Origin of the sequence: Chryseobacterium indologenes, from assembly GCF_002025665.1 — a bacterium.
In the GTDB taxonomy this organism is placed as follows: domain Bacteria; phylum Bacteroidota; class Bacteroidia; order Flavobacteriales; family Weeksellaceae; genus Chryseobacterium; species Chryseobacterium metallicongregator.
Window position 1 is genome coordinate 256,849 of sequence record NZ_CP018786.1, and the last position, 17,230, is coordinate 274,078.

13 protein-coding genes and 1 riboswitch are annotated in these 17,230 nt (G+C 34.9%); of the genes, 8 read left to right on the forward strand and 5 right to left on the reverse strand.

Annotated features, from left to right (window positions below):
* Window positions 1–218 precede the first annotated feature (218 nt).
* The 6 genes from BUE84_RS01125 (at window position 219) to pckA (ending at window position 9,366) form a co-directional block, all read left to right on the forward strand.
* Window positions 219–2,156, forward strand: coding sequence for a putative porin (locus BUE84_RS01125; protein ID WP_079240174.1), 1,938 nt, complete (start codon window positions 219–221; stop codon window positions 2,154–2,156).
* Between the two features lie 12 nt (window positions 2,157–2,168).
* A complete protein-coding gene (gene bshC / locus BUE84_RS01130; protein WP_079240175.1) occupies window positions 2,169–3,755 on the forward strand; it encodes a bacillithiol biosynthesis cysteine-adding enzyme BshC in 1,587 nt (528 codons plus the stop codon).
* A 38-nt stretch (window positions 3,756–3,793) separates the two neighbouring features.
* Window positions 3,794–5,761, forward strand: a complete 1,968-nt coding sequence (locus BUE84_RS01135; RefSeq protein ID WP_238594343.1) for a LysM peptidoglycan-binding domain-containing protein — start codon at window positions 3,794–3,796, stop codon at window positions 5,759–5,761.
* Between the two features lie 70 nt (window positions 5,762–5,831).
* Entirely contained in the window at window positions 5,832–6,707 is an 876-nt protein-coding gene (gene fabD, locus BUE84_RS01140; RefSeq protein ID WP_079240177.1) for an ACP S-malonyltransferase, read from the forward strand.
* 9 nt (window positions 6,708–6,716) lie between these two features.
* Window positions 6,717–7,622: a GYDIA family GHMP kinase gene (locus BUE84_RS01145; RefSeq protein WP_079240178.1), complete on the forward strand. Its 906-nt coding sequence runs from the start codon at window positions 6,717–6,719 to the stop codon at window positions 7,620–7,622.
* Window positions 7,623–7,749: 127 nt separating this feature from the next.
* Window positions 7,750–9,366, forward strand: a complete 1,617-nt coding sequence (gene pckA, locus BUE84_RS01150) for a phosphoenolpyruvate carboxykinase (ATP) (RefSeq protein ID WP_079240179.1) — start codon at window positions 7,750–7,752, stop codon at window positions 9,364–9,366.
* A gap of 47 nt (window positions 9,367–9,413) precedes the next feature.
* Here pckA and BUE84_RS01155 read toward each other — a convergent pair whose 3' ends face one another.
* Window positions 9,414–9,851, reverse strand: coding sequence for a hypothetical protein (locus BUE84_RS01155; protein WP_079240180.1), 438 nt, complete (start codon window positions 9,849–9,851; stop codon window positions 9,414–9,416).
* A gap of 63 nt (window positions 9,852–9,914) precedes the next feature.
* A complete protein-coding gene (locus tag BUE84_RS01160; protein WP_079240181.1) occupies window positions 9,915–10,322 on the reverse strand; it encodes a type II 3-dehydroquinate dehydratase in 408 nt (135 codons plus the stop codon).
* A 245-nt stretch (window positions 10,323–10,567) separates the two neighbouring features.
* Window positions 10,568–10,666: riboswitch (SAM riboswitch) on the forward strand.
* A gap of 83 nt (window positions 10,667–10,749) precedes the next feature.
* Here BUE84_RS01160 and BUE84_RS01165 point away from each other — a divergent pair.
* Window positions 10,750–13,683, forward strand: coding sequence for a SusC/RagA family TonB-linked outer membrane protein (locus BUE84_RS01165; protein WP_079240182.1), 2,934 nt, complete (start codon window positions 10,750–10,752; stop codon window positions 13,681–13,683).
* Between the two features lie 18 nt (window positions 13,684–13,701).
* Window positions 13,702–15,195, forward strand: coding sequence for a RagB/SusD family nutrient uptake outer membrane protein (locus BUE84_RS01170; protein WP_079240183.1), 1,494 nt, complete (start codon window positions 13,702–13,704; stop codon window positions 15,193–15,195).
* Between the two features lie 406 nt (window positions 15,196–15,601).
* Here BUE84_RS01170 and BUE84_RS01175 read toward each other — a convergent pair whose 3' ends face one another.
* The 3 genes from BUE84_RS01175 to BUE84_RS01185 form a co-directional block, all read right to left on the reverse strand.
* Window positions 15,602–16,210, reverse strand: a complete 609-nt coding sequence (locus BUE84_RS01175) for a hypothetical protein (protein ID WP_079240184.1) — start codon at window positions 16,208–16,210, stop codon at window positions 15,602–15,604.
* A 3-nt stretch (window positions 16,211–16,213) separates the two neighbouring features.
* Window positions 16,214–16,798, reverse strand: a complete 585-nt coding sequence (locus BUE84_RS01180) for a hypothetical protein (RefSeq protein ID WP_079240185.1) — start codon at window positions 16,796–16,798, stop codon at window positions 16,214–16,216.
* Window positions 16,799–16,902: 104 nt separating this feature from the next.
* The gene (locus BUE84_RS01185; protein WP_079240186.1) at window positions 16,903–17,217 is read right to left on the reverse strand and encodes a hypothetical protein; all 315 of its coding nucleotides are present in this window, start codon (window positions 17,215–17,217) and stop codon (window positions 16,903–16,905) included.
* Window positions 17,218–17,230: the final 13 nt, after the last annotated feature.

Consider the following 17,230-nt stretch of genomic DNA (forward strand, 5'->3'; position numbering starts at 1 on the left):
AGCCTGTCATACTTACTTATTATAGGATGAGTGTGGTAAATGTTTGTAGACAAGAAGAGAATTTAAAAAGACTGTTTTATTCAAGCTGCTATCATGATAGCAATATGGTACTAATTAGGTATGTTATCATAGCCTCAAAATAGTTACTAAGCCCAGGATACCAATCAAACAGTTTTCATGTCCTTTTATTTCTTATTTTTGCTGTACAATAATGAATAATGAAGTACATCCTTTTCATACTCTTCTCTTTAGGTTTTGTAGCCAAGGCTCAGGTCGTTAATAAAGCAGAAACAAAGCCTCAACCTAAAAAAGAAGATACTCTTGTAATAGATTCAGGGAAAAAAGATTCCCTGAAAATTTTCAAACCTACTATAAATGATTACCAGCATCAGACCCAGTTTTCTGAAAAGAAAGTTTTTGATACAGTAATGACTTTTGATAAAACCTATATCTTTTCACAACAAAATAATAAAGATAACTTCGGAAAAGTACAGCCTGCCAACATTGGTTCAGGATTTAATCCTCTTGTATTTGAAGTTAATGATGAACAAAATCTCTCTTTATTGCCATCCAATAAATCTTACATGATCATTGGAGCCAATGATGTGAAATATTATGACGTAAAAACACCTACAGCTACATTTTTATATCATAATGCCATGCGAAACGGTGCTGCCCTCAAATCTACCTATACTCAGAATATCGGGAAAAGATTCAATTTTGCGCTTGAATATATGGGGCTTCGTTCGCAGGGACTTTACAGAAACTCCTTGTCAGCTAATAACAATACTTTATTTTCTGGACATTATGTTTCAAAAAACGGGAACTATGAGCTTTTTGCCCATTATCTTCACCAGAATGTAAATAATCAGGAAAGTGGAGGGATTACTGAAGATAACCTGTTTCAGAGTGGGGACAGCAATTATAGCAACAGACAAAACGCACAGGTAAATCTGGCTTCTTCAAGCTCGCAGTTTTCTTACAGAAGATATTATCTGAGCCATCAGTTTACTCCATTCAATTCTGATAAATTTCCTTTTAGCATAAGACATATTCTTTCTCATCAGGGAAATAAATATTACTATAATCAAACTGCTTTGGAGCCTTATTGGTATGACGCTCCTACAGATTTAGTGAATGGCTTTCCATTGACCACCAAAAAATATTCTGAGAATTTCAGTAATACCGTAAGCTTGATTTTTAATAATGAAAAATTCAAATTGGATGCTGGGGTACGTTATCAGATCATTAAATTCGGGATAAGAGATGTTGTTGCACTCAACAACGTGCCTTTTCCTGGCGAGCTGAAAGAAAACAGAATCGGAGCTGTAGGAAATTTGCAGGTAAAACTATGGGATAAAATTCAATTGAATTCATTCCTGGAATTTTCAAACGGAAGCCAGTTTAAAAGTTACCTGAAGACAACCAATAACCTGAAGTTCGAGCCTATAAAAGATTATTTCGTTAATGCTAAGGTTAATTTCCAAAGTGCCTATCCTTCATTCAATTATTTATTGAATACTTCTGTTTATAATAATTTCAATTATTATCTTGAAAATGCAAAGAACCAATCGGTAATGGAAGTGGGAGGAAGCATCAATCTGAAATGGTTTAAAACTGAAATTTTCGCCAATTACTTCAGAATCGATAACTATACTTACTTTGACAGCAATGGAAGTCCGAAGCAAAGTGATAATTCTGTCAATATCTCTCAGATCGGAGGAGACGCTACATTCAGCTTCAACAAATTCCATCTGAACACCAGAGTGCATTTCCAGAATACCTTAACGAATAAAGAACTGCTTCCAATGCCAGGATTTATCGGTAGAGCCAATTTCTTCTATCAGACACAGGCCTTCAAAAAAGCAGCAGAAATTCAGGCAGGTGTTAAAGTATACTATTTCTCTAAGTTTGCATCAAGAGATTATTTTCCTGTTCTTAATGAATATATTCTTCCAAGAGCAGATTCATTCTCAATTGGAGGACAGCCTATCGCTGATGTTTATATTAATATGAAGGTTAAAAAAATGTTCTTTTTCATAGAAGGGCAGCAGATAGGAACTGTTATTTCCAATAACAAAGCATATGCATTTCCACATTATCCGGTGTATGATTTCAGATTGAATATCGGAATCGTGTGGTATTTGTTCAACTAAAAACTATATAGGTTGAAAACAATTAATAAAATATCATTTAACGATATAGAAAGCATTCCTCAGCTGGTAAAAGATTTTTTAAATCAAAAAATTGAGGGTTTTGAAAATAATACATTTTCCCTAGATCATTTCAGACAGCAGATTCATCTGAAAAAAGATTCTTTCACAGCAGAGAAAAGGAGCATTTTATCAGATGTGTTCGAAGGCCAGCTTGCAAACCTTTCTCTTTCTTCAAAGCAAAGAGAAAATATTGAAAATAGTAAGCTGTCCAATACATTCACCATTACAACAGGACATCAGCTGAATTTATTTTCAGGACCTGTGTTCTTTGTGTATAAAATTCTTCAGACCATCAAGACATGCAGCTATCTGAAAGAAAATTTCCCGGACTTTAACTTTGTTCCGGTTTATTGGATGGCTTCAGAGGATCATGACTTTGCTGAGATCAATCATTTTAAAACCGAAAACAATTATTACGAAACCAACGAGAAATCCGGAGGTCCGGTAGGTCGAATTGAAATCAGTGATACCTATTTCATTTCGGAATTTGAAAAAGAATTCAAAGATTCTATTTTCGGTACAGAGCTGATCTTAATGATGAAGGAAGCTTATAAAGCAGGAAACACTTTAACGGAAGCCATTAAGACTCTTGTCAACCGTCTTTTTTCAGAATTCGGGCTTTTGATTCTGGATGGAGATTCTAAGGAACTTAAAAATCAAATGAAAGCGATTTTTAAAGATGAGCTTCTTCATTTCAGCTTACAGAAAACTTCTGAAGATAAAGTAAAGTTTCTGACAGAGAAATACGGAAAGGTTCAGGTAAATCCTCGTGAAATAAACCTTTTCTACCTTTCTGAAACGAGAGACAGAATAGAATTTAACGGTCAGCAGTATAATATTGTAGATAAACCTATCCAGTTTACAGAAGAAGAAATTCTTGCCGAATTGGAAAATCATCCTGAAAAATTCAGTCCGAATGCATTGATGCGTCCGGTATATCAGGAAAATGTACTTCCCAATCTGGCTTATATTGGAGGTAATGCCGAAATCATGTACTGGCTGGAATTGAAAGATTATTTCTCAAAAATTAATACCCCTTTCCCAATTCTGATTCCGAGAAACTCTATGCTTTTTCTGAAAGAAAAGACTTTGGGAAAAATTGAGAAGCTTGATCTTAAAATTGAAGATTTTTTTCAGAACTTCTCAGTACTTACCAATCAGAAGATTTTAAAAGATAATCCGATTTTACAATTACTCGAAGAAAAAGAAGAATTACTGATCAATAGTTTTTCTATATTGAAAACTTCAGCAGAAACCACTGAGAAATCTTTCGGTAATATGGTGAAAGCAGAAGAAGTGCGACAATTAAAATCATTTAAAAGAATGAAAAAACGTCTGCTTCATGCTGAAAAAATAAAACAGAATGAATTACTGGAACGACTTGAAAATCTGTTTTTAGATGTTCATCCCGCAAAAACATGGCAGGAGAGAGTATATAATTTTAGCGTATTCTTTTCAGATTATGGTTATTCGTGGCTTGAAAATTGTTTGGAAGAAATGGTGGTTCAAGATTCAAAATTAATAATTGTTGCCATTTAATTTTAAAGAAGTATTTTTGTAAATTATAATTATCGAATATGATAAAGAGGTTTTTTATTCTATCCAGTTTATGTATGGTTTTGGGAGTTTCAGCCCAGAAATCACATACGGTTGTGCAAGGTGACAACCCTTACAACATTGCCAAAAAGTATGGAATGACTGTAGATGAATTGCTGAAGCTAAACCCAAAACATAAAGATGGCAAATTGGCGATCGGTGATGTTTTAACTATAAAATCAGATAAAGCAGCCACTGCGGTTGTGACAAAAGCAGTTCCAACAGAAAAAGCAACTTCAACAACAAGTGTTTCTTCTCTTGGGAAAATTGTTTTACTGCCAAAACAAACGATCTATGGCATTACAAAACAATACAGAATTTCTGAAACTGATCTGAGAAAACTGAATCCTGAATTGGATTCTCACATGAAGATAGGAGACGAGATTACCTTACCTCTTGCCAGTATAAAAAAATACGGTGGTACTCAGCAGGCAGTTACCACAGAAAAACATACTGAAACTCCAGTTGAAAAAACAATTACAACTACTACACCTACAGCAGTTGCTACAGCAGCAGAAGGAGAATCTTATGTAATCCAGGCTAAAGATAATTATTACAGAATTACAAAACAGTTTGGCATCAGCCAGCAGGACCTATATGCTTTAAATCCAGGATTGGAAGAAAAAGGACTGAAACCTGGGGATACCATTAAAATAAAAAGAACAAATACGACTGCCAATACTGATACCGTTACAGAAACTGCAAATCCAAAAGCAAAAATGGATTCCGGGAACGAAAAATCAACCGCTGCTTCCAATGTTGCAGTAGGTGATGATTATGTAACCTATACAGTTCAGCAGGGAGATACAGTATTCTCTATCGTTAATAAATTCGGTGTTTCTATTGATGAACTTATCGCTCTTAACCCGGATCTTTCACATGGTTTGAAGACTGGAATGGTTCTAAAAATCAAAAAGCAGGATGCAGCATACGTGAAGAAAAACGGTGATGCTTTAAGTGTTATCTTAATGCTTCCTTTCGGGTACAGTACTAACGAAACCCAATACAGAGGAATGGCGCTTGACTTTTTGACAGGAGCTAAACTTGCTATTGAAAGAAATGCAAGAGGAGGACAGAAACTGGATATCAAAGTTGTAGATTCAGGAAATGAAGCTTCGTTCAAAAATTCTTTAACGCAGATTAATCCTGATAATACAGATCTTATTATTGGACCTTTCTTTAAATCCAATGTAATTGATGTTCTTGATTTTACTAAAAATCAGAAAATCCCGGTTGTAGCACCATTTGCCAACTCTCCGGAACTTTATAACTACAGCAATCTTATTATTGTTGAAACAAACAATCAGACCTATGCTGATAAGATTGTAGAAGAAGTAAAAGGAATTTATTCTGATCAGAAAATATATATAGTGGCAGATGCTAAAAAAGAAGATGCCAATTATATCAAAGCAGGACTTGAAAAAGCGGTGAAAAATCCTAATATTATTATTGTTAATTCCCCGGCAGATATCCAGCCGGATCAGAATATGATGACAGGACAGTCTGCACCGGTTATTGCTATTTTAGCGAATGATGATAATGCTGCAGGAGATGCTTTTGCTAACAGAATGATTGCGATGTCTAAAGAAGTTCAGGGAATAAAAGCCTTCAGTATGTTCTATTCTCCGGTTTTTGAGAAGAGAGTAGACGAACTGAGCCAGGCAAGCCTGGTCTATCTGATGGATAGAAAGATTAATACAGACGGTAATTTTGAAAAAGAAATTCTGGCTGCTTATAAAAGCAAATACTGCAAAACTCCACCAAAATATGCTATCGTAGGTTTTGATGTTGTCAACGACATGTTAACCAGAGAAAATAAAAAAGGAGAGATATTTAAACAGATGAATAAAGTTCAGACTCAGCTTGCTACCAAATTTGAGTTTGTAAAATCTAAAGCTAATGGTGCTTATGTAAATACTGGTTATAGAGTAATCAGGTTAGTACCTTAAATGATTTATAGCTGTTTAAAAGAATATTGTTAACATTATAGTTATATTTGCATAATATTTAATTCAATACATGAAAGCACTTGTATTTCCAGGGCAGGGTTCTCAGTTCGTAGGAATGGGAAAAGAATTGTATGATTCTAGAAAAGATATTAAAGATCTGATGGAATCTGCCAATGAAATTTTAGGTTTCGACATTCTTTCCATTATGTTTAACGGTACGGATGCGGATCTTAAGAAAACAGAGGTTACCCAGCCTTCAATATTTATACATTCAGTAGCAGCATTAAAAGCCGTAAATGGTCTTGGTGCTGAAATGGTAGCAGGACACTCTTTAGGAGAGTTTTCAGCTTTAGTTGCCAACGGAGTTTTATCCTTTGATGACGGTTTGAAATTAGTTTCTGAAAGAGCAAAGGCTATGCAGGAAGCTTGCGATGCCAATCCAAGTTCTATGGCAGCGATCTTAGGATTAGACGATGCTAAGGTTGAAGAAATTTGTGCACAGATCAGCGGTATTGTTGTTCCTGCCAACTATAACTGTCCAGGACAATTGGTAATTTCCGGTGAAACTCCTGCAGTAGAAGAAGCTTGCGCCAAACTGAAAGAAGCAGGTGCTAAAAGAGCATTGCTATTGCCAGTAAATGGAGCTTTCCATTCTCCATTGATGCAGCCTGCACAAGAAAGACTGGCAGCAGCTATCGAAAAAACAAAATTCAGAAAAGCAACCATTCCTGTATACCAGAATATCACGACAACAGCGGTAACCAATCCTGATGAGATCAAACAGAACCTGATCGCTCAGCTTACCGGTCCTGTAAAATGGACACAATCTGTTCAGAATATGATTAAAGACGGTGCCTCTAATTTCGTAGAAGTAGGCCCAGGAAAAACCCTTCAGGGATTGATCAAAAAAATTGACGGATCAGTAGAAGCTACTTCTGCAATCTAAACAAAAAATATGAGCGCGATATTTTCACCGGGCAAGCTTATGCTTACTTCAGAATATTTCGCAATAGATGGAGCTCTTGTCTTAGCGGTACCTACCAAGCTGGGACAAGAGTTTTTCTTTGAAGAAAAAGAAGATGGAAAATCCCTTATTCTTTGGGAAGCCTATCATCAGAATACACTATGGTTGAAGGCTGTCATTGATTATAAAACCTGGCAGATCCTGGAAACCAATATTCCATCAAGTGCTGAATTTATTACCAAAACATTACAAAATGTTCAGCAGCTTTCTAATAGTAAATTCAAAACTGATCTTACTTATCATTTAAAAACCAATCTTCAGTTTCCGGCAGATTACGGACTTGGAAGCAGCTCTACTCTGATGAATAATCTTGCAGAATGGGCCGGAATAGACCCGTTTTATCTTAATACAATCAGTTTAGGAGGCAGTGGATACGATATTGCGGTGGCGAAAGAAAAGGCTGCCGTTCTTTTCCAAAGTAAACCTGAAATAAAATATGAAAAGGTTAATTTCAATCCTTCTTTTAAAAATGAACTGATTTTTATTCACTTAAATCAAAAACAGGATAGCAGAGAAGGAATCAATTTTTACAAGTCAAAAAAGAAGTCTCCGGAATTGGTTAATGAATTTTCTGATCTTACAAAAAAAATATTGTTATGTAATGAATTGGAAAATTTTTCTGAATTAATGATGGTTCATGAACATAAAATTGCTAATTTTCTTGAAATTTCCACAGTTAAAGAGAAACTGTTCTCAGATTGCCCTTCTTTTGTCAAAAGTTTAGGGGCATGGGGCGGAGATTTTGTAATGAGTGCCAAATTTGGGGGCTATAAGAACTATTTTTGGGAGAAAGGTTTGCCTTCGGTTTTTGAATGGGAAAATATAATTGACTTGTAATCAGATTATTACAATCCTGTTTTTTTATTTGCCATTCTGACTTATATCAGTATATTTAAACCACCTTTAACAAATAATTAATATTATTTTTGTTGAAGTCAATAAAGAAATAGAAAATATAAGTAAAATGAAAAACACTAAAATCATCCAGGATTTAGAGAAATTGGGGATTAAAGGAAACTATGAAGTAGTGTATAATCCTTCTTATGAAGAATTATACCAGGCTGAAGTTTCTTCTGAAAATCAGGGATTTGAGAAAGCTGAACTTACGGAATCTGGCGCGGTGTCAGTAAAAACAGGAATTTTCACAGGTCGTTCACCTAAAGACAGATATATTGTTCAGGATGATGTTACAAGAGATACAATTTTCTGGGATGGTAAAGTAAACTTACCTACTACTGCAGAAATTTTCGGTTCTTGTAAAGAACTAGTGCTGAACCAGCTTGCTGAATCTAAAAAGATCTATGTAGTAGATACATTCTGCGGAACGAATGCAGATACGAGACTTAAAGTAAGATTTATCGTTGAAGTAGCATGGCAGGCGCATTTTGTTACTAATATGTTTATCCGCCCTTCTCACTATGAGCTTGAAAACTTTGGAGAGCCTGATTTCACAGTAATCAACGGTTCTAAAACAATAAACCCTAACTGGGAAGCTCAAGGATTGAATTCTGAAAACTTCATCATGTTCAACCTTACTGAAAAACTACAGATCATCGGAGGTACATGGTACGGAGGTGAAATGAAAAAAGGGATGTTCGCCATGATGAACTATTACCTTCCATTAAAAGGTATGGCTTCAATGCACTGTTCTGCTAACGTAGGAGAAAAAGGTGATGTAGCTTTATTTTTTGGTCTTTCAGGTACAGGAAAAACGACTCTGTCTGCAGATCCGAAAAGATATCTTATTGGTGATGACGAGCATGGTTGGGATAACAACGGAGTATTTAACTATGAAGGTGGATGCTACGCTAAAGTTATCGACTTATCTGAAGAAAAAGAACCGGATATCTTTGCTGCCATCAAAAGAGATGCACTTCTTGAAAACGTTGTTGTGAACAATGGAGTAGCAGATTATACAGACGGATCAATCACTGAGAATACAAGAGTTTCTTATCCAATTTATCATATCAACAAAATTGTATTGCCTTCTAAAGCAGGTCATGCTAAGAAGATTGTTTATCTTTCAGCAGATGCATTCGGAGTACTTCCTCCGGTTTCCATCTTGAATGAAGATCAGGCTCAATACCACTTCCTTTGCGGTTATACATCAAAACTAGCTGGAACAGAAAGAGGAATTACAGAACCTCAACCATCTTTCTCACCTGCATTTGGTGAAGCATTCCTTACATTACACCCAACAATGTATTCTAAAACATTGATCGGTAAAATGCAGGAGCACGGAGCTAAAGCATATTTGGTAAATACAGGTTGGAATGGTACAGGAAAAAGAATTTCTCTGAAAGATACAAGAGCAATCATTGATGCAATTATTGACGGATCTATCGATAACGCTCCTAAAACTCAGGTTCCAATCATGAATCTTGAGATTCCTACTGAATTGCCAAACGTTTCTACAGGTATTTTAGATCCTAGAGATACCTATGAAAGCGCTTCAGAATGGGAAGAAAAAGCAAAAGATCTTGCTTCAAGATATATCAAAAACTTTGAGCAGTATTGTGATACTGAAGAAGGTAAGAAATTAGTTGCTTCAGGACCTCAATTACAGGAACAGACCATCTAATAGTTCTCTATAACATAAAAAGCCTCATCACAGATGAGGCTTTTTTATTAATATTTTTTACAGTTTTCAATCAACTCATTCTGTTCATCAAGTTTTAAGACCGTTGATTTGATTGATTCTTCAGTTAAATGTTTTATGATCATAAAATGTTTTGAAGAAAAGTAAGATTCTTCGTCCAATATCTTATCTAAATACTTTGGAGTAGCGAAGGTCATCCAGTATTTTACTTTGTTGGAAAAGGTAATAGTTACTTCTATGGCATCAGATTCAATATTTTCTATTGGATCATCTATGTTAATAGAAATGATTTCCGGTTCATTGTCTGCACTGAAATACAACTTTGAATACCACCTAAGTTTTCCCTCATTATTCCAGACTTTTATATTTTCAACGTTGATTTCTTCGATAATATAAGATTTTCTCTTCGTTAATTGTCCGGAATATGGCCCAATGATTTTACAATAAATCTTATCCTTTATCTTCATCAATTATTTTCTTACTTTCCTTAATTATCTGTAGAAATCTGTAGGAATATTTAAGTTATGAAATTACTTCAAGCTCAATAAAGCCAATCTGTACCCATCCATTCCAAAGCCGGATAAAACAGCATCTGTATTCGCTGCCGTCACAGATTTCTGGCGGAATTCTTCTCTTTTGTATATATTGCTGATATGTACTTCTACTTTTGGCTTGCGGATATTCTTCAAACAATCAGCGATAGCATAAGAATAATGGGTAAATGCTCCCGGGTTAATCACCACTGCATCAAAATTATCCTCCTGAAGCCTGTTGATAAGCTCGCCCTCAATATTGGACTGATAATACTGTATTTCATGAGACTGAAACTCGGATTTTAAATTTTCCAAATAACTTTCCATGGAAACATTTCCATAAATTTCCGGTTCTCTTGTGCCTAACAGATTGAGGTTAGGGCCGTTGATGATCAAAACTTTCATACTATAAAATTAAAAAGTTTTTTCAATTAATAATACAAAAATTAAGGTCTCCTCAAATATTTATTCCATTGAATTATTAATAATGATATTTGTCATGTTTGAATAAATGATAACGACTGCAACTCCTTATTGTAATGAGTTTTATTAAAATTTTATGTTAATTATTAAAAATTTATCATGAAAAATAAATAAGTCTACTTGTTTTGTAGACTAAAAGTTTTTAGCTTTGCAAACATATTTCGATCGGCTTATAAAGAAAGATGGAGGGAACTGACCCTGTGAAGTCTTAACAACCTACCCATTGGGCAAGGTGTTACGTTCAGCCTTTTAAGGAAAAATAAGCATTTGTTTTATCGTATTTATCGATGCCCTTTGCTGACTTTTCTGCAAAGGGCTAAATTTTAATATATGATAAATAAAATTGATTATGATTAGTAAAAATTTATTTAATTCTAAAACTTGGATACCTCCCGTTGCTGCTTTTTTTCTGGGAATTATCAGTGTAAATGCACAGAATTCCAAGCCGAAAAAAGATAGCCTTCATGAAAAAGAGATTGATGAAGTAGTAGTGGTAGCTTACGGAAAAGCGAAAAGAAACAGCTATACCGGTTCCGTAGCTACAATTTCCAGTGATAAAATCAATAACAGACCTGTAACGAATATTACGAAAGCATTAGAAGGACAGGTTGCAGGGATTCAGACTACCAGTGCATCAGGCCAGCCAGGTGCTGTTTCTACTATCAGAATCAGAGGAATTGGCTCAATCAGTGCTTCCAGTGATCCTTTATACGTTGTAGACGGAATTCCTTTCGATGGAAACCTGAACTCTATCAGCCCAAGCGATATTGAATCAATCAGTGTTTTGAAAGATGCTACAGCAAGTGCTTTGTATGGTTCAAGGGGAGCAAACGGAATTATTATCATTACTACAAAATCAGGTAAAAAAGGAGAGGCCAGAGTTAATTTTAATATCAGTCAGGGATTCTCCGGAAGAGCCGTAAAAGACTATGAACAGGTAAATACAGATCAGTATTTTCAACTGTACTGGGAAGCATTGAGAAATGGATATCAATCCGGAAAAGTTTCTTCTCAGCAGGCAGCTCAGATGGCAACAGACAACCTTGTTTCTTCACTGGGGATTAATCCATATGGGACAGCTTATCCAAAACCGGTAGGTACAGATGGAAAACTATTACCTGGCGCATCACCACTTTGGAATGATGACTGGAGAGATATCTTGCAGAGAGTGGCTTCAAGAAATCAGGTGGATCTTGATATCAGCGGAGGAAGTGAGAAAAGTAATTATTTCTTCTCTCTGGGGTATCTGGATGATAAAGGAATGGCAATTGAATCGGGATATAAAAGATATAATACCCGATTAAAGATCAATTCTGAAGTTAAAAAATGGCTGAATGTTGGGGTGAACTTAAGTTATACAAACAGTATTCAGCAGGCACCTACTTCTTCAGATTCCAAAGCCAGTAACATCATCAATGCGGCAAGATTTATTCCTTCATTCTATCCTTATTATGAAAGAAATGCTGACGGAACTTATATTTTGGATGCTGATGGAAACCCGATTTATGATTTTGGAAAATACAGACCTACGAATGCGCTTCAAAATCAGAATGCTGCTGCAACCTTACCATTAGACAAAAACGAGAATAAAGAAGATAACTTTTCAGGGAAAGGATTCATGGAATTCACTTTCTTACCGGAACTGAAATTCAAGACGAGTTTCTCTGTTGATTTGGTGAATTATAACGGACATTATTATTCAAATCCATTATTGGGGCAAGGTGCTGAAATTGGAGGTTCAGTAACGAAAACCAATACCAGAACATTATCTTATACCACCAGTAATATTCTGACGTATGATAAAAGGTTTGGAAAACATCATGTCAATGCATTGGCAGGACACGAATTCTATAAATATGATTATCAGACAATCTCCGGAACAAGAAGTCAGTTCTCGCTGCCTTATTATTATGAGCCGGATGCCGCTTCTTTACTGGGAAGTTTCAGCGGAAACAGTAATAAATTGAGTTTATTGAGTTTCCTTGGAAAAGTAGAGTATGATTACAACAATACCTATTTCTTATCTGCATCAGGAAGGGCAGACAGCTCTTCAAGATTTGCAAAAGATAACAGATGGGGAAGATTCTGGTCAGTAGGAGGTTCATGGAAGATTTCCAATGAAGAATTTATTAAAAGTTTAAACGTATTCAACCAATTGACATTGCGTGCAAGCTACGGAGGACAAGGAAATGATAAACTGCTTAGACCAAACGGACAGCCGCTTTATTATGCTTATCAGGAGTTGTACAGATTTATCAGTCTTGGAGGAGAACCGGGAACAACACTGGAAAAAACGTCTACCAATAATGTAAAGTGGGAAACCAACCTTAATTTAAATGTAGGATTGGAATTCGCAATTCTGAATAACAGAATTAAAGGAAATATCGAATATTTTAAAAGAAAAAGTCAGGACCTTTTGTTTAATATGCCTGTAGCACCATCATTGGGAATCAGTGATTATCCGGCGAATATCGGAACCATTCAGAATACAGGATTTGAATTTTCATTATTCACAACACCCATTAAGAATGATAATTTCCAATGGAATGTAGATGTGAATCTGAGTACTTTAAACAATAAGGTAACGAAACTACCCGGAGGTTCTCTTGTAGTAGGAACTAAGCTGTTGACAGTAGGAGGTTCGGTATACGACTTCTTTATTCCGGAGTGGGCTGGAGTTGATCCAAGCAATGGAAAGCCTTTGTGGAAAACAGTTACTACCGATGCCAGCGGAAATTCAGTAGAAGGAACGACTTCGGAATATTCAAAAGCCACAAAGCTGTTACAAGGTTCAGCTTTGCCTAAACTGACAGGAGGAATCAGTACCAGTATCACCTATAAGAATTTTGATTTTTCAGGATTACTGACATTCAAAATCGGAGGAAAAATTTTAGATACCGATTATACTTCCATCATGCATAACGGAAGTGCCGGAGGACGTGCGTGGAGCGCTGAAATGTTAAACAGATGGACCCCGGAAAATCCTTATACAGATGTTCCCGGATTGAGTACAACAACGAATAACTGGACATCAACCTCTTCAAGATTTCTTTACTCCGGAACCTATGCAAGACTTAAAAATGTAAGCTTAGGATATACTCTTCCTGAGGATTATTTTGAGAAAATAGGACTTAAGAAATTCAGAATTTATATCCAGGCAGAAAATCTTCTGACCTTCTATAAACATAAAGGAATGGATCCTGAGCAGGCCTTGGACGGAACAACGTATTACAGATATCCTGCCATGAGAACTATCACTTTTGGGCTTCAGGCAACTCTTTAACCTTTTAAAATTGAAACAATGAAAAAATTAAAATACATATCGTTTGCACTTATCGGATTTTTGTCGCTGACAAGCTGTGAAAGTGAACTGGATACTGCTCCGACTGATCAGGCTAGCAGCGTAGAAGTTTTCAAAACAGCTGAAAGTGCAGAAACTGTAGTAAACGGTACGTGGGCAAAATTTAATAATGACGGAACAACATATGCCAATATCGGGTATTCCACAGTTTTAAGAGCCAGTGATGCGATGGGAAGTGATGTGGCTGTATTGACTAATAAATATGGTTTTGCTTCTACCTATGCATTTACTGAAATGGTAAACAGTACAGCAAGCAGACCTTTATTTATTTGGACGATGTTGTATTCCACCATCAATAATATGAATAATGTGATTACAAGAATTGATGGAACGGAAGGCAGTCAGGAGAAAAAGAATCAGGTGAAAGGTCAGGCTAAAGCATTGCGTGCTTTCTGTTATCTGAATCTGGCAAGCTTTTATCAGTTCAGCTATCTGAAAGATAAGTCGGCTTTGACGGCACCTATTTATACTGAACCTTCCACAACAACTACAGTAGGGAAGAAGAGAGCAAGTCTTGAAGAGATTTATACTTTGATTAAAAGTGATCTTACTGATGCAGATAACCTGTTAAAAACTTATACGAGAAATAACAAAGATAAAATCAACCGTGCCGTAGTGAATGGGCTTTTGGCCAGAACTTACCTGAATACAGGTGAATGGAGTAAAGCTTTAGCATCTGCGAAGATTGCAAGAGAAGGGTTCCCTCTGATGGCTCCTGAAAAATATAAAGATGGCTTTAATGATATCAACAATGCAGAATGGATTTGGGGTCATGGGCAAACGCAGGAACAGTCTGATGCAAGTTATGCTTTCCATTATCTGGATGTATCTTCATCAGGAAGTTATTATTACAGCTTTATGGCGGATCCTTATTTTAAAGATCTTTTTGATGGCAATGATATCAGATCCCAGTTATTTTCATGGGACGGACAAAAAGGAAGGGAAGGACTACTGAGGTATGCTAAGTTTAAATTTAAACCAACCCTTATTGCAGATATCGTTTATATGAGAGCTGCTGAAATGTATCTGATTGAAGCTGAAGCTGAAGCCAGAACTGGAAATGTCTCTCAGGCAGTAGCCGTTCTGAATCAGTTGAAATCTGCCAGAAATGCCAATATTTATAATGGTTCATTATCACAGAATGAGGTTGTAGCAGCAGTCCTGGTCGAAAGAAGAAAAGAATTATTTGGAGAGGGATTTTCCCTTTCAGATATTATCAGAACGCAGGGAGCTGTAGTAAGAAAACCGTTTGTAGATGCTGATGGCAAACCGATAAAAGTTCAGATTACTACACCAGATGGTACGGTGAAAACAGTAGATGGTAGGGGGCATTCTGTTCTCGATTTCCCGGATAAATCTGCTTTCACAGCCAACAGTAATTATTATTTATTCAGTATTCCACAAAGAGAATCTGAAAACAACCCGAACTTATAAGAGGACATACTTATAATTAGATTTGATTTTTAGCCACTGCTTTTGCGGTGGTTTTTTTGTGAAATAAAAATCCCCCGAATGATCGGGGGATTGATTTTACTCATTGTTTTGTTAACATCTCTGAAACATTTTTACTTACTTCTGTACAAATTCATCTGGAAATTGTAACCTATACGTAGGTAAATAAATTCATATAGTTTTGCTTCAACCTGATTGTAATCTCCTTGTCTTTCCAATTGGTATTACATGGCAAGTTATCCACGTTTTCATTTTTATTAAAAGTGATTACGGAGCTTGATAAAAGCTCATTATTATCAGTAAATAAAAAGTTGCGCAAATTTTTAGGCTGTAGCTTTAAATATATTTTTTTTTGTATACGTTTTTTTTGTGGAATTTGGAAATCACATTATTTCATATAAAGATGTTTATGTTTTCTGAAAAATTTATCCATATTTATATTGATTTTATTTGAATTTATCTTAGGAGTTATTATTTGAACATTTTTAGATTCTAACGAATCCTTGACATATTTAGGAATATATTCTGTAGAAAATACAGTTGATATAGTGAGAAAATATGATTTTGTAGAATCTAATTTATAGGCCATCTTATAGTTTCTGTTAACAATTGGTAGATTTACATCCATAGCCATATTAGGCATAATTAAAATATATTTTTTTCTATAATGAAGATAAACTACAGCATCATGAAAAGATATAGAATACTTTTTCATTGTTTTGTTTATTAAGTTTTTACTGTAATCAAATTGATAGTCTAAATAATCTTCTCCAGAAAACATACTCGTGATCTCTCCAATATTTTCTACCCCATTTTCATCTACTATTTTTAAAATGCTTTCAAAGTCTCCATTATAAAAAATTAATGTCTTTTTACTATTGTTTTTGATATTCACGTTTAAATATTGATTTTCAATGATTTTTGTAATTATTTGAAAATCATAGCAGTCTGATTTTATAGTCCCTGCTAATAGAATAATTAAAATTATATTTTTCATCTTTTATGGTTTTAAAAATGAAGATAATGATTGAATATATAATGAGGGATAGTACCTACTAAATGCCAGAGAGGATGTCATACTTAGACCAGACATAGCATCTGTCATACTATGTGCGTAAAATTCAGTAATTCTTATTGCTTCTTTTGCTCCATATCTTATTTTCCACGTTTCAAATATTCCTGTGATAAGATGCAATGAATGAACTCCTTCATGATACCACGTTGCTGCAAATCCTAATGCAGTTCTCGTTCTATGTGGAGAAATCAAAACACTTCCATCTTTCATAGATGTTATGCCATTGATATTTTCTCCATTACCACTATTACTGACTATTGTTTTGCCAATAAGCACATAATCTTCTCCTGTGCTTTCGTTAAATTGTTTTAAATTTCCTTCATTTGCAATAGCAAAGTTCTTAGCAGTAAGTTCATAAATTTCCGGGAAAATTTTTGCTAAATCATTTAAAAAGCCTTCTTTTACGGAAGCGTCTGCCACAGATTTGTCATTGTAATATTTATCAATTTTACTTCGTATTTTATTAGTGGTTTCTGTTTTATGCGCTAGAAAATTAAAAGCAGTAACCATTAATCCCTGTCCTGCGCTTATCCAAAAGTTTCCTCCTATAAGTTCAGATCTACACTACCTAGAACACTACCATAGAAAATAATTTCAATGATAATATTTGCAAATTAATTAATATTATACTTTTTTTTTATATCATAAATATTCTCCCAAATTAGCAGCCTAATGTCATTTATATCTCTATTATTTATTGATGAAAAATTATGAGAAATTGCATCAAAATAATACGCTACCATATCCAAAAAAATATTTTCACCTGAAGCATTATCTAAAAATAAATCAATTTCTTTCAATATATTTTTATCTTCTACTAAAAATTGTGTAGGATCTTTAATGTTATATGTTGCTTTATTTATGTTTTCTTCACTTAACGCTAGTTCTAATGCAGGTATATAATAGTTGTAAAATTGTATCAATTCCATTTTATTAATAGTA